We start from the raw sequence: 19,734 nt of genomic DNA, 5'->3' as shown, positions 1-19,734 counted from the left end.
CCTGAACTTTTGATTGTGCCTGGGTTTCCCTTGCTCATGGCAGCCTCATGTAAATGGCCTTGCGCATGATCCGCCCGACCAATGCCGGCATCAGGCATCCGGCGATGGCCGCGCTTCGGCTGGCGAGGTCCGGAACGAACAGCCCGCCCCGTCGTCGGCTGAGGATCGCAGCGGCGACGGTTTCTGGTTTCGCGCGGCGATCGGCGCGGCTGCCGGGCGGCGCATAGCGTGCCGCATGGGGTGTATCCATGGGGCCGGGCGCCACGATTTGCACCGTGACATCGTGATTGCGCCGCAGTTCCCGCCGGATGCTTCGACCGAATGCGATCACGCCGTCCTTTGTGGCCGCGTAGGCGCTGGCGCCCGGATAGGAGACGAAATGCGACAGCGACGCTGTCAGCACCAGTCGTCCGCCGCGGGCCAGCTGGCCGCGTTTGACGAGCGCATGGGTCATCATCATCGTCCCTGTCAGGTTGATTGCCGTGACGCGGTACATGGCAGCCGGATCGATTTCCTCGAACCGGCCGACGGCACTGATGCCGGCCGTGATCGCAACGAGATCGAACGGCGATCGTTCCGATACGGTATCCAGAGCCTCATCGATGCTGCCGGGGTCGGAGATGTCGCAGACGGTCGTCGCAACCGCCGCAGGCAGCGCCATCAGTCCCGCCTGGTCATGGTCGAGGACGCAGGCTTCGTGGCCACGGAGCAGGGCCAGATCGACCAGCCCCCTGCCGAGGCCGGAGGCGCCTCCGATGATCAGCATGTTCATGCGCGCCTCCTCCGCCAGAGGCTGTCCATGAGGATCTTGCCGTAGGAGATCGTCCGGTGCGTGCTGCCGTCTTCCTCGAGCGCTGCAATGATCGCTCCCGCAACCGCGACCGGGGAGAGCATGAGCCGGTTCACGAGATCGGCAGGGCGCCCCGCGCGGACAGACATGTCGGTCGCCGTCGGCCCCGGATGCAGGGCCTTCACCGTGATCCGTCCTTGCCACTCGAGTGCGAGCGAACGGGCGAGCCCGTCCAGAGCCGCCTTGCTTGCCGCATAGACCGGCATGCCGCCGGCCCCCTTGCGCGCGACGGAGCCGACGAAGGCGATCCGGCCGGAGGTCGACGAGAGCGGTTTATGCAGGCCATGCGCGAGATGCAGGCCTGCCGTCAGGTTGACCTCCACCACATCCCGGATGTCTGCCACCGTTTCGTGCGCAAGTGGGCGGTAGTGTCCGCGCCCGGCACAGAGAATCGCCCTGTCGAGCGCAGCCGGAATTGCAGCCAGGATACGATCACGCGCCGCCCGATCGCCGAGATCGGCTGAATGGTAGGGAATATCGGGAAAGTCGCTCGCCAACTCCCGGGCAGGCCGCCGCCCTGTTGCGACAATCGCCGCGCCCCGTTCATGAAGGCTTCGGACGATCTCGAGACCGATCCCCGAAGATGCCCCGGTGACGAAATAGGTCGGCGGATTTCGCTTGGCGTTCAACGGGCACCTCCCCCTCCGCGCACCTGCTTCACGATGGTCGGGATCAAGGCCACGAGCGCCAGCGCGAAAAAGGCGAGTGTGATGTCGCGTGTGACCAGATCCGAGATCTGGGCCTCCCTGCCGGCTGCCTGCGCAGCGATGAGCACGCTGTCCACCCCCTGTCCGAGATAGGCATAGGCAAATGTGCCGGGCAGGATGCCGAGAAATGTCGCCATGAAGAAGCGGCCGAGGCTGATGTCGAACAGGGCCGCGGCGATGTTGACGACGAAGAAGGGGAAGACCGGCGCCAGCCGGATGACGAAGAGATAGCCGAAGGCATTCTCGCGGAAGCCGTCTGTCAGCCTCCGGATCACGCCGTCCACCCTGTGGCGCAGGAAGCCGCCAAAGGCCGAGCGGGTGGCGAGGAACAGGATGGACGCACCGATTGTGGCGCCGACGGCGACCAGCGCGCCGCCGATCATCCAGCCGAACAGGAAACCGCCGAAGATCGTCAGAACCGACGCTGCCGGGAACGAGAAGGCAACGGCGATGATGTAGACGGTGAGGAAGACCACGGCCGACCAAAGGAAATTGGCATCGACATAGGTTCTCAGCGCCTGCCGCTGTTCCGCCAGGAAGCCGAGGCTGAGATAGTGCTGCAGTCCGAACGCATAACCGAGCAGCAACCCGGCGGCGACGATGACGACGGGGATGAATCGCGAGGCACGGCGGCCTGACGTGATGTTTCCGGCCGATGAGCCGTTCTTGCTCGATGGCGGCATGTCTTGCTGATGGGGACTGCTGTCAGGCACGGACGTCTCCCGTCAAAATCTCTCTTCTTCTGTAAGATCGGTCCGCCCGCCACGACTGTCCCACCGGGCAGTCACTATGGCTTGATCGGATGGAATGCGACTGGACTTCGAGGATGTTTGTTTTGCTAATGGCCCGCGAATGAGGGCGGGAGTATTCGTGGGTAAGGTCGAGAGCGAGGATGCTGCACTGCTCGCCCGTCTGGTCGACGGAGACGAAGCGGCGTTCGATCAGCTGTTTCGCCGCCACAACGCCGCCATGATCCGCTTCTGCATGGGCATCGTGCAGGCGCGTCATCTCGCCGAAGAGGTGGTGCAGGACACCTGGGTGGCCGTGCTCGGGCGCATCGATCTCTTCGAGGGCCGCAGTTCCCTCACCAGCTGGATCTACACCATCCTGATCAACAAGGCGCGGACCCGGGCCCGTCGCGAGGGCCGGACGGTTTTCTTCGATGACCACGGCGACGGCGACGCCCTTGCTGACGCCTTCGACGGGCGCGGTCACTGGCGCAGCATGCCCGAACTCTGGGAGAACCTGACGCCGGAGCGCCATGTCGAGGGACGCAGCGTCCTGCAGCATGTCGAAGCCGTGATCGACACCTTGCCGCCGGCGCAGCGTGCGGTTCTGATCCTGCGCGGCCAGCAGGAACTCGATCCGGTAGACGTTTGCGCCCTTCTTGAAATATCCGAAGGCAACATGCGCGTGCTCCTGCACCGGGCGCGGGTGACGGTGCGCAACGCGCTCGATCGGCTCAACAGCAGCGGATGACGTTGGCAGGGAGGCATTCATCGATCGCCCTCCGAGAACGCGATCCAACCCTGGCGCCAGCGGATGACGGTTGTTAGCCCGCAAAGAGCGGCAAACCCGTAGGCGATCACGGTGAAATTGGCAGGAAACAGGCACATGGCGGCGAAGACCGCGATCGTCTCGAAGCCCTCCGCCAAGCCGCCGGCATAGTAGATGCCCTTGGTGGGGAAATCCGGTGCCTTGCGACCGAGCTTTGCGGCAACCGCCGAAAAGGCGAGAAAGGACGAGCCGGTACCGACGAAGGACACGATCAGCACGGCTGCCGGCAGCGCATGGACTTCCGGCGCCTGCACGGCAAACCCGAGTGGGATGAGCGCATAGAAGACCATGTCGAGCGCGATGTCGAGAAAGGCTCCTCGGTCCGTCGGCCCCTGGATCCGGGCCACGGCCCCGTCCAGCCCGTCGAATAGCCGGTTGGCGAGGATCAGCAGGAGTGCCGGGAGCCATTGCCCGAGGCACAGGGCGGTGAACGCCCCAAGACCGGCAAGGAAGCCGATCAGGCTCAGCGCATCCGCCGGCACGCCACGATGCGCCAGAAAGACGGCGATCGGCTGCAGGGCGGCCCTTTGCAGCGGCAGGATCCGGGCGTCGATCATCCGCGCCTCCAGGTCTGGAAACGTTCGAGCAGCGACAGGAGGAAGCCATTGATGTGGGCGCGACGCCACTGGCCGGCGACCATTTTGTTGGCCTCCGCGAGCGTCGGATAGATGTGGATCGTGCCGAGGATCTTGCCGAGGCCGAGGCCGTGCTTCATCGCGAAGACGAATTCCGCCAACAGGTCGCCGGCATGTTCGCCGACGATCGTCGCGCCAAGGATCCTGTCCTTGCCGGGCACGGTCAGCACTTTCACGAAACCGCGGGCCGAGCCATCGGCAATCGCTCTGTCGAGATCGTCGATGCCGAAGCGTGTGACCTCATAAGGGATCTTCTGCTCCCTGGCTTCCGTTTCAGACAGCCCGACCCGCGCCACTTCCGGATCGGTAAAGGTGGCCCAGGGGATGACGCTGTAGTCGGCCTTGAAGCGCTTGAGATCGCCAAACAGTGCGTTCATCGCCGCAAACCAGGCCTGATGCCCCGCCACATGGGTGAACTGGTAAGGACCTGCCACATCGCCTGCCGCGAGGATATGGGGATGAAGCGTCTGCAGATACGCGTTGGTCTCGACCACGCGGTCCACCTTGATGCCGAGTTCCTCGAGCCCGAAGCCCTTCAGGCGGGGCGCACGACCGACGGCTACAATGATGTCGTCGAAGAACACGCGCTGAAGGGTCCCCTGATGCTCGACGTCGATCCATTTCTCGCCAGCCTCGACCCCGCAGGCGACGGCCTTGTGGCCCGTCAGGACATGAACGCCGTCCGCCTTGAGCGAAGCCTCGACCAGCGCCGATGCATCCTCGTCTTCACGCATCATCAGCCGCGGCGCCATCTCGATCTGCGTGACCTTGGAGCCAAGCCTTACGAAGCTCTGTGCCACTTCGCAGCCAATCGGGCCGCCGCCGAGAACGACCAGCCGCTTCGGCGCTGCCGGCCGGTCGCGCAGGCGCTCCCACAGCGTATCGGACGTGAGGTAACCGACCGCGTCGATCCCGGGTATGGGTGGCACGAAGGGTTGCGCGCCGGTTGCGATGATCACCGCCCGGGTCGTCAGGCGCTGGGTTCCTCCGTCGTTGAGTGCGATTTCCACCGTCCAGGGATCGACGAGCCTGGCATAGCCCTGCAGCACCTCGACACCAAGCCTCGTGTAGCGCTCGACGCTGTCATGCGGCTCGATCTCGGTGATCACCTTGTGCACCCGTTCCATAACGGCGGAGAAGGGGACCTTTGGTTCGACGGCTTCGAGACCATACTGGTCTGCATGGCGCATCTGATGCGCCACCTTGGCACTCTTGATCAGCGCCTTGGAGGGAACGCAGCCGAAATTCAGGCAGTCGCCGCCCATCTTGTGGGCCTCGACCAGCGTCACCCTGGCCTTGGCCGCTGCCGCGATATAGGCAGATACCAGCCCCGCCGATCCCGCGCCGATCACCACCAGATTGCGGTCGAACCGTCTCGGACGTGTCCAGGCCGGTTGTGCGGTCTGTTCTGTCGGCATCATGCGGGCTCCGTCGAAGAGGCGTACACAAAAGAGACTTCCGAGATCCGCCTCCGTTACGCGACCCAGTCGAAAAAAACTCCGCGCCCGGCCCGAGACGCCTGGCGCGTGGCGGGCAGGGCGCGACATGAGGGGGCGAAAAGGAGAGGTTGCGAGGGTGACAGGCCTGCCCAGACCGGCGGCCGGGAACCTCGTTCACGCGAAGATCGGAGGAATCTCGATCAACCGTCTGTCCCCGCCATCCTTTTCAACGACGTCGAAGGCGGCTTTGAGCATGCCGGACACATCTTGTTGCGCCATCTCGATATCGTGTCCGAGCAGGGCGACAAACGGATCCCAGTCGAAGCAGCCGATGATGGGCGGTGCGCCGACGAACTGCGCCGATGACTGGATCCAACGCATGACCCCTTCCAGAGATATGGTCGAGTTGACGAACATGCCGCGCGGCACGCTGCCTTCGGCGGTTGCCATCATGTTGAGGGCCTGCGCCGCCTTCTCCGGCGCATAGCCGCAGGCCAGGATATGGTGCTCCTCGATCGGGACGCCGAGATCCTGGTGCGCCATGCGGAAACCGCGAATACGTTCTGCGGTGTTGTGGTCACTGCCGCGGCCGCCGATGAACAGCAGCGGCGACATCCCACCTGTCTTGCGCTTGAGGTTGGTCAGCGTGCGCTTCGTCAGTTCGCGCGCCCCGGCGAAATTGTCCGATATGATCGACGTCGCCTTGGTTCCCGGCAGGTCGAGATTGAGGCTGCGGGTGCCGGCGGCCAGGCAGATGTCGGTGATGCGATCAGGATCGGTCGCGCCGGTCGAGATCAGCCATTCTACCTGGTAGGACAGCATTGTCCTCGCCGCCTCCACCTCGAGATCGGGGTCACGCAGCGTGCAGGTGATGATCGGGAAAAGGCCGCGTTCCCGCGCCATGATTTCGAATGTCTCGACGATCGAGCCGAAATAGCGGTTGTCGTATTTCGGCACGATCATGCCGATGATGCGGGACTTTTCTCGCCGCAGGAGGCTCGCCTGCATGTTGACTGCATAGCCCTGTTCCTCGGCGATCCGGGTGATCTTCTCGGCGAGCTGGCTGCTGATCCGTCGCTTTTTCCAGTTGCCGTTGAGAACGGCGCTGACGGCACTCGCCGACGTTCCGGCGAGCTCGGCAAGGTCATAGATCGTCGTCTTCTTCTGCGGATGCTGCTGATTCACGAATTCCTCCTGCGGAACCCAACTTGACATCAAACGCAGGAGGTGGCAATTCTTGCTTCATCGATTGAGCAAAGGTGCTCAATCGATGATACAGGTTGGCTGTGGAGGGTTGACCGGGAGGCGTTCAGCCAGTGACCAATTCTTGCGGCGCCGAGGTGTTCGGCGACGGACGATGTTCTGCGTCCTCATGTCAGGCGACGCGGAATGGGTTTGGCGAGCGAAGGTCCGGAGTGGTCTCTCGACGCGGGCTGTTCCATTCAAGGAGGAGAATGAGAAATGAAAATTCGTTCCATGCTGCTGGCGACCGTCGGTTTCGCCGCAATGCTTTCCGGTTCCGCTCTCGCGCAGGAAGGGGCGACAGTCGCCTTCCTGATGCCCGACCAGGCATCCACGCGCTATGAAGAGCACGACTATCCGGGCTTCAAGGCCGAGATGGCCAAGCTTTGCCCGTCCTGCACCGTCATCTATCAGAACGCCAATGCGGATGTCGCGCTCCAGCAGCAGCAGTTCAACTCGGTGATCGCTCAGGGTGCCAAGGTCGTCGTTCTCGACCCCGTTGATTCCGCTGCCGCTGCCGCTCTCGTGGAGATTGCCCAGTCCCAGGACGTCAAGGTCATCGCTTATGACCGCCCGATCCCGGACAAGGCTGCCGACTACTACGTCTCCTTCGACAATGAAGGCATCGGCCATGCCATCGCCAAGTCGCTCGTCGATCACATGAAGGCAAGCGGCGTGCCGGAAGGTTCCGGCGTCCTGCAGATCAATGGTTCGCCGACGGATGCGGCTGCAGGCCTCATCCGTGACGGTATCCATCGTGGCCTGAAGGATTCCGGCTACAAGACGCTGGCCGAATTCGACACGCCGGAATGGGCGCCGCCGAAGGCCCAGGAATGGGCCGCCGGCCAGATCACCCGCTTTGGCGCCGAGATCAAGGGCGTGGTTGCGGCCAATGACGGTACCGGCGGCGGCGCCATCGCTGCCTTCAAGGCGGCTGGCGTCAACCCCGTTCCGCCCGTCACCGGCAATGACGCGACGATTGCTGCCTTGCAGCTGATCATCTCGGGTGATCAGTACAACACGATCTCCAAGCCTTCGGAAATCGTTGCGGCGGCTGCCGCCAACGTCGCCGTCACGCTGTTGAAGGGCGAGACCCCGGAAGCCAAGACGACGCTGTACAACACGCCGTCCGAGCTCTTCGTGCCGGCTGTCGTCACGGCGGAAAACATCAAGGCGGAAATCTTCGACAAGGGCATCCAGAAGCCCGAGGACGTCTGCACCGGGGAATACGCCGAGGGTTGCAAGAAGCTCGGCATTACCAACTAATGATCTCCCAAGGCGCTCGGTCGGGGCTTGCTCCGGCCGGGCGTACCCAATTCGGAAAGAAGAGCGCCTCGTCATGCAACGAAATGACATCGGTCTGCCTCCCAAGGGCACGACCATCCTCAAGCTGAGCAATGTCTCGAAGAATTTTGGCGCGGTATCCGCCCTGAGCGACATAGATCTGGAAGTGAAGGCTGGCGAGGTCGTTGCTCTTGTTGGTGACAACGGTGCCGGCAAGTCGACGCTGATCAAGGTTCTCGCCGGCGTCCATCAGCCGAGTTCCGGCCGGATCGAGTTCTGTGGCCAGGACGTGTCGCTCGACAGCCCGAGCCGCGCGCTCGAGCTCGGCATTGCGACCGTCTTCCAGGACCTGGCGCTCTGCGAAAATCTTGACGTTGTTGCAAACCTCTTTCTGGGTCACGAGCTCTCACCCTGGAACCTCGACGAAGTGTCCATGGAGGTCCGCGCCTGGACGCTTCTGCGTGAGCTTGCCGCCCGCATTCCCTCGGTCAGGGAACCCATCGCATCTCTTTCCGGCGGTCAGCGCCAGACGGTTGCGATCGCACGTTCGCTTCTGCTCGATCCGAAGATCATCATGCTCGACGAGCCGACGGCAGCCCTCGGTGTCGCCCAGACGGCTGAGGTCCTGAATCTGATCGAGCGCGTGCGCGAGCGCGGCCTCGGGGTGATCATCATCAGCCACAACATGGAAGATGTGCGCGCCGTTGCCGACCGTATCGTCGTCCTCAGGCTCGGCAAGAACAATGGCGTCTTCACACCCGACGCCTCCAATCAGGAACTCGTGGCTGCCATCACCGGTGCCACGGAAAACTCTGTCTCTCGCCGGGCCGGCCGCAAGGCCGTCGAACAGGCCGAAATTGACGGGAGCCATGCATGAGCACCGATATGTCCCCCAACACCAAGCCCGCTTCCCTTGCGCTTGACCGCAGCGACGAGCGTGTCAGCCATGCCGACGGCATCGGCGGCATGATCCGCGCCTTTGTGAGCCGCGTCCGCTCCGGCGACCTCGGCATGCTGCCGGTCGCCATCGGCCTGATTGTCATCTCGACGGTCTTCAGCATCCTGAACCCGATCTTCCTGGCACCAAACAACCTGGTGAACCTGCTGTTTGACTGCGCCACCGTCGGCATCATCTCGCTCGGCATCGTCTGTGTGCTGATCCTCGGCGAGATCGACCTGTCGGTCGGATCGATGAGCGGCCTTGCGTCAGCGATCATCGGCGTGCTCTGGGTCAATTCCGGCATCTCGCTGCCGCTCGCCATTGGCGCCGCACTGGTCACCGGGGCGGCCGTGGGCGCGCTCTATGCGATGCTGTACAACAGGCTCGGTATGCCGAGCTTCGTCGCGACGCTTGCCGGTCTTCTGGCGCTTCTTGGCTTGCAGCTGTACATCCTTGGCCCCACGGGCAGCATCAATCTGCCCTATGCCTCGCCGCTCGTTCGTTTCGGCCAGATCCTGGTCATGCCGGACTGGCTGTCGCATCTGGTGGCGTTGATGCCGGGTGCGGTGATCATCGTCACGGGCCTCGTGATCCGGGCGCGTCGCCAGGCAGTGAACCTGTCCTCGCAGCCGCTGAGCAGCCTGATCGTCAAGGCGTCCCTTCTCACCGTCATCCTGCAGGTCGCCGTCTACTACCTGAACCTGGGGCGCGGCGTGCCGTGGATGTTCGGGCTGTTCGTGGCGCTCGTCGTCATCCTCAACTATGCGCTGACCAGAACCCAGTGGGGCCGCTCGATGTTCGCTGTCGGTGGCAACCGCGAAGCCGCCCGCCGCTCCGGCATCAATGTTCGCCGCATCTACATGAGCGCCTTCATGCTCTGCTCGACGCTCGCAGCCCTCGGCGGCACGCTGTCGGCATCGCGCCTGGCATCGTCGAGCCAGCAGGCCGGTACCGGCGACGTCAACCTGAATGCCATCGCGGCAGCCGTCATCGGCGGCACCAGCCTCTTCGGCGGTCGCGGCAGCGCCTATTCCGCCCTCCTCGGCATTATCGTCATCCAGGCGATCTCGAACGGGCTGACACTCCTCAACCTGAGCTCGTCGCTCCGCTACATGATCACCGGGGCGGTGCTCGCCATCGCCGTCATCGTCGACTCGCTCGCCCGCCGTTCGCGCGTCAGCCATGGCCGCGCCTGATCCAAAGACTGGAGACTTGATATGACAGAACTGATGAAGGGCAAGGTCGCGGCCATCACCGGAGCAGCCTCGGGGATCGGCCTGGAATGCGCCCGCACCCTGCTTGCCGAAGGCGCAACGGTTGTGCTGGTCGATCGCGCCGGGGACAAGCTCGAGGCGCTCTGCAAGGAACTCGGTGATCGTGCAGTCCCGCTGGTCGTCGACCTGCTGGATGGCGCGGATGTCTCGAGCATGCTGCCGCGGATCCTTGAGCGGACCGGTCGGCTGGACATTTTTCACGCCAATGCCGGAGCCTATATCGGCGGCCCTGTGGCCGAAGGCGATCCGGATGCCTGGGATCGCATGCTCAATCTCAACATCAATGCCGCCTTCCGCTCGGTGCATGCGGTGCTGCCGCACATGATCGCGCAGAAGTCCGGCGATATCCTGTTCACGAGCTCGATCGCCGGCGTTGTTCCGGTTGTCTGGGAGCCAATCTACACGGCGTCAAAATTCGCGGTGCAAGCCTTCGTCCATTCGACCCGCCGCCAGGTGGCTCCGCATGGCGTGCGTGTTGGTGCGGTTCTGCCAGGACCGGTGGTGACGGCACTGCTTGATGACTGGCCAAAGGCCAAGATGGAGGAAGCGCTCGCCAATGGAAGCCTCATGCAGCCGAAGGAGGTGGCCGAGGCCGTTCTCTTCATGCTGTCGAGGCCGCGCAACGTGACGATCCGAGACCTGGTGATCCTGCCCAACAGCGTCGATCTTTGACGCCAGCCGGACCCCAACATGCCCATGAACAGCCGACAGCAGAGCATAAGATCATGAACCCAGCCGACATTTCGCCCGAGGGACCCCCGCGTTACGTCATCGGCGTCGATGTTGGAACGGGCAGCGCCCGTGCGGGCTTGTTCGACCTCAGCGGTCACATGCTGTCGGTGGCCAAACGTGATATCTCGCTGTTTCGCGAGGCGGGCTCGATCGTCGAACAGTCGAGCACGGAGATCTGGAACGCTGTCTGCGCCATCATTCGCGAAGCGGTTTCGTCGGCCGGTGTCGATCCGGCGCAGGTCGTCGGGCTGGGCTTCGACGCCACCTGCTCGCTGGTGGTTCTGGGGGAGGGCGGCAAGCCGTTGGCGGTAGGGCCCTCGGAAAAGGCCGAACGCGACATCATCGTCTGGATGGATCACCGCGCCGTTGGCCAGGCAGAGCGCATCAACGCGATGGGCCATGAGGTGCTGAGGTATGTCGGCGGACGCATCTCGCCTGAGATGGAGACGCCGAAGATCCTCTGGCTCAAGGAAAACCGGCATGAGACATTCGCCTCCGCCTGGCAGTTCTTCGACCTCGCTGATTTCCTGACGTGGAAGTCGACTGGTGACCTCTCCCGCTCGACCTGCACGGTTACCTGCAAATGGACCTATCTGGCCCATGAGGCGCGCTGGGATGCGAGCTATTTTGAAGCGATCGGACTTGGTGAACTGGCCAACGAGAACTTCGCCCGGATCGGCACCGAGATCGTCGAGCCCGGCACGCGCCTGGGTCGTGGCCTGACAGACGAAGCCGCAAATGCCATGGGTCTGAAGCCTGGTACGGCGGTGGCGGCCGGCATGATCGATGCGCATGCCGGGGGTATTGGCACGGTCGGGATCGGCGGCAAGCCGGCCGAGAACCTCGCCTATGTCTTCGGCACGTCGTCTTGCACCATGACTTCCACCGTCGAGCCTGTCTTCGTGCCTGGCGTCTGGGGACCCTACTACTCGGCCATGGTGCCGGGCATGTGGCTGAACGAGGGTGGCCAGAGTGCCGCCGGTGCCGCGATCGACCAGTTGCTGTCCTTTCACCCGGCAGCCGGAGACGCGACGGAGGCGGCCCGCTTGCAGGGCAAGTCACTGCCTGTCTTCGTGGGCGAGGTCGCGGCAGGGATGGTTTCAAAGCCTTCAGAGGTGGTGGAGCTGGCCAATGGCCTGCATGTCGTGCCGGAGTTTCTTGGAAACCGGGCGCCTTTCGCCGATCCCCATGCTCGGGCGATTGTCGCGGGCCTCGGCATGGAGCGGGATATCGACAATCTTGTCGCACTCTACGTCGCCGGTCTCTGCGGCATCGGATACGGGCTACGCCAGATCATCGAGACCCAGGCGAAGGCGGGGGCATCTGTCGAACGCGTGGTGATCAGCGGCGGTGCCGGCGCAAGTTCGATGGTGCGGCAGATCCTGGCGGATGCCTGTGGCAAACCGGTCATCGCGCCCGCCGCCGACGAGCCCGTTCTTCTCGGTTCGGCCATCCTAGGTAGTGTGGCTGCGGGAGCGTTTCCCAATGTTCGCAATGCCATGGAAGCGCTCTCGTCCGTGGCGTCGGTCTATGCGCCAGCGGGCGGCGGGGTGGCTGAAACCCATGCCCATCGGTATCAGGCGTTTCTCAGTCTTCAGGATGTCGCGCGAAGGATACGATAGACCTCCGCTCTGTCGTCGGGGGCGTGGCGACCGACATTGAACCATAGGGCGCCAGGCATCCACCGCATCGGAATTTCATAGGCAGGGGGCCGGTAGGCCCTCCCGAGTGATTGTGAGTCACAGGCTGCGCAGGAGCCACAGGCGTCAGGCTCGGCGTTCTCCCGCAAAGGACAGTTCGCACTGAAAGCGCCTCGGTTCCCCTGGTATGGCCAGCACCCGCAGGCTCATGTGACCGTTCATCTGTGCCATCAGCTTGTCGACGATCGCAAGACCAAGGCCCGAACCGGGCTTGGTCGTCTGGCCCCGCTTGAAGCGAGCGCGGTATGTATCGACGTCAGGATCCAGCGGGCCTGATACGGCATTGGTCACGGAAATGCGCCCGTCCGCGCCCAGAGAGACCGTGATCGGTCTATCTGGCATGCCATAGCGGAAGGCATTTTCGAGCAGATTGTTAAAGGCGATGGCGAAGGCGTCGGGGTCCACCGCACGGGGAAGCTTGCCGAGGCCCGGCGCCAGCTCCACCTCGACCATGGCGGCAGGATTGGACCGGCGGAAGCCATCCACCAGCAGCGCGACGAGACCGACCAGATCGACGGGCGTCGGCGAAAGGCCGATCCCCGCTTCGGCGCGGGACAGCTGCAGCAGCTTTTCCAGCATCAGCGACAGGCGCCTGAGCGCCTCCAGCACCCGTTCTGCCCGTGCCCTGTCCTCCGTCTGGGTCAATTGACCAGCCAGCAGCTCCATCTGCGCCAGGGCACCGGCCAGCGGTGTCCTGAGCTCATGGGCGCTATTGGCGGCGAGGTCCCGCTCGGCCTGCAAGGCGTGTTTGAGGCGACCGAGAAGCGTGTTGACCGAGCCGGGAATCGAGGCAATTTCGCGCGGCAGGCCCTGAAGGGGGATGGGGTCGAGATTGGTCCCGTCCCGCATGCTGATTTCGTCACGCAGGTCACTGACGGGTTTCGTTGCCCTGACGACGATCCAACGGGTCGCAAACATGCCGAGCGGCAGCAGCAGCAGGATCGGCAGCAAGAGGGTCAGCGCGCTTTCGAGCGTGGCCTCCCGACGATGGGCGAGCGAATCCGCGACCTGCACGAAGAGGCTGTCGCTGACGGTCGCTATGGTGAAGATCCGGCGGTCCTCGTCACTCCAGAAGCCGGGGCGCAAGGGCGCCGGATAGGGTTCGGAGCCGACATTGTGCGAATGCAGAAGCACGCGTCCCGATGCGTCGCGCACCTGATAGGTCAGGTATTCGTCTGCCGTGCCAGGGTTGAGGGCGGCGACCTGGTTCGGCCCTGTGCCCTCGTCCCGGCGAAAATAGTCGTCGACGACGAGGGGGGCGAGCCGTTCCGTGGTTTCCTGCAAGGCGCTGTCGAAGACTTCGTCGAACTCGGAGCGCATCACGTGGATGGCGAGCCCGACACCGACGGTCCAGAACACGATGAGCAGGATCGAAATCGACAGGACGAGCCGACCTGCAAGGCTGCTGGGTTCAGTTCGCATCAGATGAAATCCTGTAACCGACACCGCGGACGGTCTCTATGGCATCCTTGCCGAGCTTGCGGCGCAACCGGCTGACATAGACCTCGACCGTGTTGCTTTCGACCTCCGCGCCAAAGGCGTAGAGCGCCTCCTCGATCTGTCCCTTGGACACGATTGCACGTTTGCGGGCGATGAGACGGTCGAGCACCGCCCATTCGCGGGAAGAAAGCTGGATTTCTGCCCCGTCCGCACCGGCAACCCGCCGCTCTGACGGATAGATCGAGAGGTCCTTGACTGTGAGCGCCGGGAGCTTGTGCGTTCCGTAGCGCCGCGACACGGCGTGGATGCGTGCCTGCAATTCGCCGAGATCGACGGGTTTCACCAGGTAATCGTCGGCGCCTGCATTCAGTCCTGCGATCCGGTCCGAGACCTGGTCATGGGCGGTCATGATGATGACTGGCATTTCGCAGCGGCGGGCACGGAGCGCGTTGAGGATGTCGAGCCCGCTGCCATCCGGCAGACGCAGGTCGAGAAGGACAAGATCGTAGGTGGCGGCCGCAAGGCTTGCCTCGGCTTCGTCGCGCGAAAGCGCCCAATCCACGGCATGCCCCTGGCGGTGTACATGCGTCTTCACCGCATCGCCCAGTATCTCGTCGTCTTCCACCAGCAAGACCCGCATGCATTAGTCCCTATCCAGAAGTCGTGCTCCCTCATCGCATCTGAAACTGACAGGCTGCTGAACCGCCCGCAAGCTGTGTCCCTGCGCCTTCAGGTGGCTGTCAGCTTGCCCGTTGATCTTCCAAGCGTGTCCAAAACAGGAAAGGAGCACATCCCATGCGCAAGATCATCATCGCTCTCAGCCTCGCAGCAGGCTTCAGCGGCACCGCATTCGCTGCGGAAAAATGCAATGTGGCCATGGCCGACTGGCAGCCGCGCGAAGCGCTCCAGGCGAAGCTTGAGGGCGAAGGCTGGAAGGTTCGTTCGATCAAGACCGAGGACGGCTGTTACGAGGCCTATGCCATCAATGGCGAAGGCAAGAAGGTCGAAGCCTATTTCAACCCGCAGACCTTCCAGTCCATCGACATGAAGATCGAGGACTGATCCATGGCGTCGACAGTCAAGGTCTGGGATCGTCCGGTCCGGTTCTTTCACTGGAGCCTGGCGGGCAGTGTGGCCTTGTGCTGGTTGACGGCGGACGAGTTGCAGAGCCTGCACGAAGTGGCAGGCTATGCGGCAGCCGGGTTGATCGGCCTGAGGTTCGTCCTCGGCATCGCCGGCACCCGATACGCCCGCTTCAGCCAGTTCATTCGCTCGCCGAAGCGAACGCTGCTCTATGCCGGGGATGTCGTTCGCCATCGGGAGCCCCGCTATCTGGGGCACAACCCGCTTGGTGCGGCCATGGTGATGCTGCTGCTGGTCATAGTCGGTGGCATCGCGCTCACCGGCTGGATGCAGACGACCGACGCCTATTGGGGTGTCGAATGGGTGGAAGAAACCCATGAAACGCTGGCCGAACTGCTGCTGGTGGCGATTGCCCTGCACGTCGCAGGCGTAATCCATGCCAGCCTCCGCCACCATGAGAACCTCGCTCTCGCCATGATCACCGGCCGAAAGCGCGCACCGGCGGCTGGCGATATTCTCTGAGCCCGATCGCCCGCAACAGGAAAAGGACGCCGCAGATTGCGGCGTCCTTTTCTGTCTTGCTGACCGTAAGCTGGAGAGCCTGCCTTTCGGCAGCCCTTGGGGCGAGCCCAGTCAAACCTGGAGGTGCACGGCGAGGGCATAGAGAAGCAGGATGGAATTGGCCGAGATCAGGCAGAAGACTGCAAGCGAGCCCAGGTCCTTTGCATGTCTTGCCGTGTCCGAAACCTCGGGCGAGATGTGGTTGATGATCTCCTCGATCGCCGTATTCACGGCCTCCATGGCGACCAGCACCAGGAACAGGATCGCAGCGGACAACCGGATCGCCGCCGTGACGTCCATGGTCGCATAGGCAGCCATCAGGCCGACGCCCGCCACGGCCTCGTGGCGGAAGGCGGCTTCTTTTGCAAGACGGATCAGGCCACCGGCCGAGTATCCCGTCGCCGCCCACAGATGCGCCAGGCCGGCGCGTTTGGGAGGGGCGAATTCCGGAGATTGCCTCATGAGGATACCCCGCTCCGGCAGGCCGCAAAGATGTCCAGGGCGGGGTCGTAGACCGAAGTCTTCACCCGCATGAGGCCCAGAACGCTGTGAAAGAGATTGTCATGGGAGTGCGGTTCATCCGCCTTGGCCGAAAGGCATGGCTTGTCGATCCCTGTAGCCAGCCGAAGACCCGGTGAGGTCCAGAGCACGAAGGGAACATGGGTCTGCTCCTTCGGTGCAAACAGGTAGGGCGCCCCATGCAGATAAAGGCCGTTTTCCCCGAGCGATTCTCCGTGATCCGACATGTAGATCATGGCGGTATCGAGCCGGTCGCCATGGGAGCCCAGCTTGTCGATCACTTCCGAGAGGATGTGGTCAGTGTAGAGCAGGGCATTGTCATAGGCATTGGTGATCGTCTCGGGCGTGCAGGTGTCGAAATCCACCGAGCGGCAATCGGGCAGGAATTTCCCGAACTCCGACGGATAGCGCAGATAGTAGGCCGGCCCGTGATTGCCGAGTTGGTGAAGAACGAGAACCGCATCGCCGTCGACCTTGTCGAGCCATGTGTCGAGACCGTCCACCAGGATCTGGTCCAGGCATTCTCCACCGGAGCAAAAGCGAGGATCGTTGGACTTGAAGAAGTCCGTTTTCCGGATCCGGTCGGCCACGTGCTTGTCGCCTGTATTGTTGTCCCACCATTCGGTCTTGATCCCGGCATGGGCCAGCACATCCATCAAGTCCTCCGTTGCCATCGCCTTGGCGTGGGAGTAGTCGGTGCGGCCAAAGACGGAGAACATGCACGGCACCGAAACTGCGGTCGCTGTGCCGCAGCTCGACGTATCCGTGAAATAGACGATATCGCGCTTCGAAAGCTCCGGATTGGTCTCTCGCTGATAGCCGCCGAGCTGAAAATTCATGGCCCGTGCGGTCTCGCCGACCACGACGACGGTGACACGCGGCTTGCGATGGCCTGCTGCCGCCTCTTCCACGACCTTGGCATCGGTGCCCAGGGGTTGGACAACGATGGTCTGCTCCTTGCTTTCACCGATGAAGAAACCGGCCGCGCTCGCCATCGGAAAAACCGGGTTCAGGGTCCGGAACCAGTCCCGATGCTGGCGGATGTTGAAGATGAAGGTTCCGCTGTTCGAAAGCCCGGCAAGCCCGAACACCACGAGGCAGGGCAGGATGATCATCATGTTGACCGCCACCTTCTTCAGGATCGGGCGGTGCTCGATGTCCACTGCCGCGATGAAGAGCGAGGGCAGAATACCGAACAGAACCATGTGCAGGATGAAGGCGGATGTGATCAGATGTCCGGCCTCCGCCTGGTTGGTCTCCATGGCATTGCGGATCATTTCACCGTCGATGATGATGCCGAACCGGTCCATGAACCAGGCCCCGGCAACACCCGCGAAGATCAGGAGGATCAGGGCCGGCTTGATGAGGTATTTGGCCGAAAACGTCACGATGAGCGCGATAAAGGCGGCCAGCAATCCGATCCCGAGGGCAAACAGGGTCAAGCCATCGCCCTTGAGATAGACGGATGATTTGGCCCAGAACGTCCCGTTCATGAAAAGCAGGAGATAGACTGCGGTCAGCACGCTCAGCCACTCGCTGCGCATCCTTGGCCTGAAGTTCAAAAGCGTCTTGAACAAGCCCGCTTCCTTTCGTGCATGGATGGAAAGATCCGATGCAGTGAAGGGGGAAGCTGACAGAGACCTGAACGCGTCAGGAAAACCCGGCATGAGACTTGCGCGACCTTTGCCTGTCACGCTGGGGAGAAGCGCTATTTCGGAGCCGCGCCGAAGACAAACTCGACCGAGGTCAGCGGCCAGCAGCCGGAGGTCCATTCAATCGTCGTGCCGTTGCCGTCCTCGTTGCGGGCATTGAGGTGGAAGACAGGTGTTCCCGGCGTCAACCGCAGGTTCTCCGCTTCTTCGACCGTTGAAAAGCCGCCGCTGATCCGTGTTTCCACCCGCCGGAAGGCGGCGATGCCATGGGCCCGAAAGACATCGGTAACCGATTGCCGGTCGGCGTAAACCGTTTCGAAATCCGGAAACCGCTCGGCCGGGAAGTATTTGTCGTTCACGTAGACGGGCTGGTCAGCCAGCAGTCTCACACGGCGCAGGTGCACGATCCCTGCGCCCTCGGCGATCCGCAGCCGCTCCGCCAGGTCTGCGTTTGCCGCCTCGCGTCGCACGAAACGTGTGTCCGTGGTGATGGGCGCGCTGTGGGTCTCGATATTCTCGCGGAACGGATGGCCATCGCGGACGGAGAAAATCGCTGGCGGGCTGCGCACGAAGATGCCCACCCCTTTGCGCGCCGTCAGATGCCCCTCGTTCTGCAACTGCTGCAGCGCCTGGCGCAGCGTGATGCGGGTGACGCCGAGGCTTGCCGCCAGATGCGTTTCTCCGGGCAATTGGCTGCCTGGCCTCAAGGCTCCGCCTTCGATCAGGCCAAGGATATGGTCGCGGATCTGCTGCCATATCGGCATGTCGCTGCGTGGTCCAAAGACCAGGCCGTTGAAGGTGGCGAGAGGGATTTCGGGCGTGTCGAGCATGATGGTTTCCGGTTCAGGCGGCGGCTGAGGCAATCGCGGATTCGGTCTCTATCAGAGTGTGTGCCGAATAGACGAGCCGACCGCCGACGAAGGTTGCCACCACCTTCGGGTGGTGGATGTCCTTCGCGTCAACGAGGATGACGTCGGCGCGTTTTCCTTCCTCGAGTCGCCCCCGATCCTCAAGTCCGGCGGCGGCGGCGGCATTGGCTGACACGAGGTGCCAGACCTTGGCGAAGTTAGCATCCTCAGGGGATGCCAGCCGGAAGACCGCGTGCAGTGGGGACGGGTAGTGGTAGTCGGAGGCGAGCACGCTGCAGAGCCCGTCGCGGACCGCTGTCTTTGCGTCGAGCGCGCCATTGTGGCTGCCACCGCGCACGACGTTGGGGGCGCCAAGAATGACATGTTCGCCGGCGGCGCGGGCTTCGGCAGCCGTCTCCAGCGTCAGCGGAAACTCAGACGACACGGCCCCCAGTGCCCGGAAATGTCGGCGCTCTTCGGGAGACGCCTCGTCATGGGCGAGGAGCACGTTGCCGTTGTCGCGTGCTGCTGCCGCCAGTTGTTCGATGGCGCCTGCTACCTCGCCGCGGCGGGCCCAGACGTCGTCGAGCAGCGCCATATAGTCGTCGCGTGACAGGCCGGAGCGCTCGGCCATCTGGCCGATCTTGCGGACGATCGTCCCCTTCAGCACCGAACCCGTCGTATGGTCGTTCAGGGCCACGAGCGGCTTCGGGTCGAGCGACAGCCATTCGATCACCTGCGACAGTGCATCCAGCGCGAAGGTTTCCCAGCGCAGGTGCAGGCGGGTATCGCAGGCCAGATGCGGGCGTGCAGCGGCAAGTGCGGTGACGAAGTCGCCAGCGGCCTGCAGCGAACGAAGGCCGGGCTCCCAGGACACCGTCACGCCGTGAAAGGCGGTGGTGATGCCGTTGGTCACCAGTTGTCGGTCGGTGTCGCGCAGTGCCAGACCGACATCGAAGCGCACGCCCGGTCGCGGCATGATCTGCCGCTCGAAGCCGTCACCATGGATATCGACGATGCCCGGCAGGACGAGCAGGCCTGCGGCGTCGATCTCGCGCCCGCCATTGCCCCTGTCCGACAGCATGCCGCACTCGACGAAGAGGTCAGTGTGTTCGAGTCTCTCGGTGCCCAGAACGGTGCCGTTGCGGATGGTCCAGTTCATCGCGTCTCTCCGTTTCGTTTTTCGCCCCGGGGCCGGAAAACTGTCACGTGCCCGTCACGTCTGGTCGCTAGGGATAATCGCAGAAGATGCTCCTGTCTATACAGCAAAG

The 19,734-nt window shown here is 63.3% G+C and carries 20 protein-coding genes; 8 read left to right on the top strand and 12 right to left on the bottom strand.

Going from position 1 to position 19,734, the window contains the following annotated elements; translation table 11 throughout:
• Positions 1–34: 34 nt before the first annotated feature.
• The 3 genes from J2045_RS03570 to J2045_RS03560 are packed head-to-tail and all read right to left on the bottom strand — an operon-like array spanning position 35 to position 2,240.
• On the bottom strand, positions 35–772 hold the full coding sequence (locus J2045_RS03570) for an SDR family NAD(P)-dependent oxidoreductase (RefSeq protein ID WP_307369487.1): 738 nt from the start codon (positions 770–772) through the stop codon (positions 35–37).
• On the bottom strand, positions 769–1,479 hold the full coding sequence (locus J2045_RS03565) for an SDR family NAD(P)-dependent oxidoreductase (protein ID WP_307369483.1): 711 nt from the start codon (positions 1,477–1,479) through the stop codon (positions 769–771). The genes J2045_RS03570 and J2045_RS03565 overlap by 4 nt, the downstream gene beginning before the upstream one ends.
• Positions 1,476–2,240 (bottom strand): TVP38/TMEM64 family protein, encoded by a 765-nt coding sequence (locus tag J2045_RS03560; RefSeq protein ID WP_370872989.1) that lies wholly within the window; start codon positions 2,238–2,240, stop codon positions 1,476–1,478. The genes J2045_RS03565 and J2045_RS03560 overlap by 4 nt, the downstream gene beginning before the upstream one ends.
• 187 nt (positions 2,241–2,427) lie before the next feature.
• Here J2045_RS03560 and J2045_RS03555 point away from each other — a divergent pair, with 187 nt between their 5' ends.
• Positions 2,428–3,036: an RNA polymerase sigma factor gene (locus tag J2045_RS03555; protein ID WP_307369478.1), complete on the top strand. Its 609-nt coding sequence runs from the start codon at positions 2,428–2,430 to the stop codon at positions 3,034–3,036.
• A gap of 17 nt (positions 3,037–3,053) precedes the next feature.
• Here J2045_RS03555 and J2045_RS03550 read toward each other — a convergent pair whose 3' ends face one another.
• From J2045_RS03550 to J2045_RS03540, 3 genes are all read right to left on the bottom strand, one after another.
• Positions 3,054–3,671 (bottom strand): CDP-alcohol phosphatidyltransferase family protein, encoded by a 618-nt coding sequence (locus J2045_RS03550; protein WP_307369476.1) that lies wholly within the window; start codon positions 3,669–3,671, stop codon positions 3,054–3,056.
• Entirely contained in the window at positions 3,668–5,170 is a 1,503-nt protein-coding gene (locus tag J2045_RS03545) for a dihydrolipoyl dehydrogenase family protein (RefSeq protein WP_307369474.1), read from the bottom strand. The genes J2045_RS03550 and J2045_RS03545 overlap by 4 nt, the downstream gene beginning before the upstream one ends.
• Before the next feature lie 192 nt (positions 5,171–5,362).
• Positions 5,363–6,373, bottom strand: coding sequence for a LacI family DNA-binding transcriptional regulator (locus J2045_RS03540; protein WP_307369472.1), 1,011 nt, complete (start codon positions 6,371–6,373; stop codon positions 5,363–5,365).
• A gap of 276 nt (positions 6,374–6,649) precedes the next feature.
• On the opposite strand from J2045_RS03540, the gene J2045_RS03535 reads away from it, so the two are divergent.
• The 5 genes from J2045_RS03535 (at position 6,650) to J2045_RS03515 (ending at position 12,282) form a co-directional block, all read left to right on the top strand.
• The gene (locus J2045_RS03535) at positions 6,650–7,696 is read left to right on the top strand and encodes an ABC transporter substrate-binding protein (RefSeq protein ID WP_166600756.1); all 1,047 of its coding nucleotides are present in this window, start codon (positions 6,650–6,652) and stop codon (positions 7,694–7,696) included.
• A 73-nt stretch (positions 7,697–7,769) separates the two neighbouring features.
• Positions 7,770–8,591 carry an ATP-binding cassette domain-containing protein gene (locus tag J2045_RS03530; protein WP_307369470.1) on the top strand — a complete coding sequence of 274 codons (822 nt, stop codon included), beginning with the start codon at positions 7,770–7,772 and terminating at the stop codon, positions 8,589–8,591.
• On the top strand, positions 8,588–9,850 hold the full coding sequence (locus J2045_RS03525) for a sugar ABC transporter permease (RefSeq protein WP_307369468.1): 1,263 nt from the start codon (positions 8,588–8,590) through the stop codon (positions 9,848–9,850). Before J2045_RS03530 ends, J2045_RS03525 begins: the two co-directional genes overlap by 4 nt.
• Before the next feature lie 21 nt (positions 9,851–9,871).
• On the top strand, positions 9,872–10,600 hold the full coding sequence (locus J2045_RS03520) for an SDR family oxidoreductase (protein ID WP_307369466.1): 729 nt from the start codon (positions 9,872–9,874) through the stop codon (positions 10,598–10,600).
• A 53-nt stretch (positions 10,601–10,653) separates the two neighbouring features.
• Complete coding sequence (locus J2045_RS03515) at positions 10,654–12,282, top strand: FGGY-family carbohydrate kinase (protein WP_307369463.1); 1,629 nt, start codon at positions 10,654–10,656, stop codon at positions 12,280–12,282.
• Between the two features lie 144 nt (positions 12,283–12,426).
• Here J2045_RS03515 and J2045_RS03510 read toward each other — a convergent pair whose 3' ends face one another.
• Positions 12,427–13,782, bottom strand: coding sequence for a sensor histidine kinase (locus J2045_RS03510; RefSeq protein WP_307369460.1), 1,356 nt, complete (start codon positions 13,780–13,782; stop codon positions 12,427–12,429).
• Positions 13,772–14,440, bottom strand: a complete 669-nt coding sequence (locus J2045_RS03505; protein ID WP_307369458.1) for a response regulator — start codon at positions 14,438–14,440, stop codon at positions 13,772–13,774. Before J2045_RS03505 ends, J2045_RS03510 begins: the two co-directional genes overlap by 11 nt.
• A 155-nt stretch (positions 14,441–14,595) precedes the next feature.
• Here J2045_RS03505 and J2045_RS03500 point away from each other — a divergent pair, with 155 nt between their 5' ends.
• Both J2045_RS03500 and J2045_RS03495 read left to right on the top strand, forming a co-directional pair.
• A complete protein-coding gene (locus J2045_RS03500) occupies positions 14,596–14,862 on the top strand; it encodes a PepSY domain-containing protein (RefSeq protein ID WP_307369456.1) in 267 nt (88 codons plus the stop codon).
• 3 nt (positions 14,863–14,865) lie between these two features.
• The gene (locus J2045_RS03495) at positions 14,866–15,405 is read left to right on the top strand and encodes a cytochrome b/b6 domain-containing protein (RefSeq protein ID WP_307369452.1); all 540 of its coding nucleotides are present in this window, start codon (positions 14,866–14,868) and stop codon (positions 15,403–15,405) included.
• Positions 15,406–15,516: 111 nt separating this feature from the next.
• On the opposite strand, the gene J2045_RS03490 is transcribed toward J2045_RS03495, so the two are convergent.
• The 4 genes from J2045_RS03490 to J2045_RS03475 are packed head-to-tail and all read right to left on the bottom strand — an operon-like array spanning position 15,517 to position 19,625.
• Positions 15,517–15,906, bottom strand: a complete 390-nt coding sequence (locus tag J2045_RS03490; protein WP_307369450.1) for a diacylglycerol kinase — start codon at positions 15,904–15,906, stop codon at positions 15,517–15,519.
• The gene (locus J2045_RS03485; RefSeq protein WP_307369447.1) at positions 15,903–17,630 is read right to left on the bottom strand and encodes a phosphoethanolamine transferase; all 1,728 of its coding nucleotides are present in this window, start codon (positions 17,628–17,630) and stop codon (positions 15,903–15,905) included. Before J2045_RS03485 ends, J2045_RS03490 begins: the two co-directional genes overlap by 4 nt.
• Before the next feature lie 41 nt (positions 17,631–17,671).
• Positions 17,672–18,445, bottom strand: coding sequence for a phosphonate metabolism transcriptional regulator PhnF (gene phnF / locus J2045_RS03480; RefSeq protein WP_307369444.1), 774 nt, complete (start codon positions 18,443–18,445; stop codon positions 17,672–17,674).
• Between the two features lie 13 nt (positions 18,446–18,458).
• Positions 18,459–19,625 carry an alpha-D-ribose 1-methylphosphonate 5-triphosphate diphosphatase gene (locus J2045_RS03475; protein ID WP_307369442.1) on the bottom strand — a complete coding sequence of 389 codons (1,167 nt, stop codon included), beginning with the start codon at positions 19,623–19,625 and terminating at the stop codon, positions 18,459–18,461.
• Between the last annotated feature and the right edge of the window lie 109 nt (positions 19,626–19,734).

Source organism: Peteryoungia aggregata LMG 23059 (assembly GCF_030814435.1).
Taxonomy (GTDB): Bacteria; Pseudomonadota; Alphaproteobacteria; order Rhizobiales; family Rhizobiaceae; genus Allorhizobium; species Allorhizobium aggregatum.
Note: the sequence above shows the minus strand (reverse complement) of the source record. Positions and strands in the feature narration are given on the sequence as shown.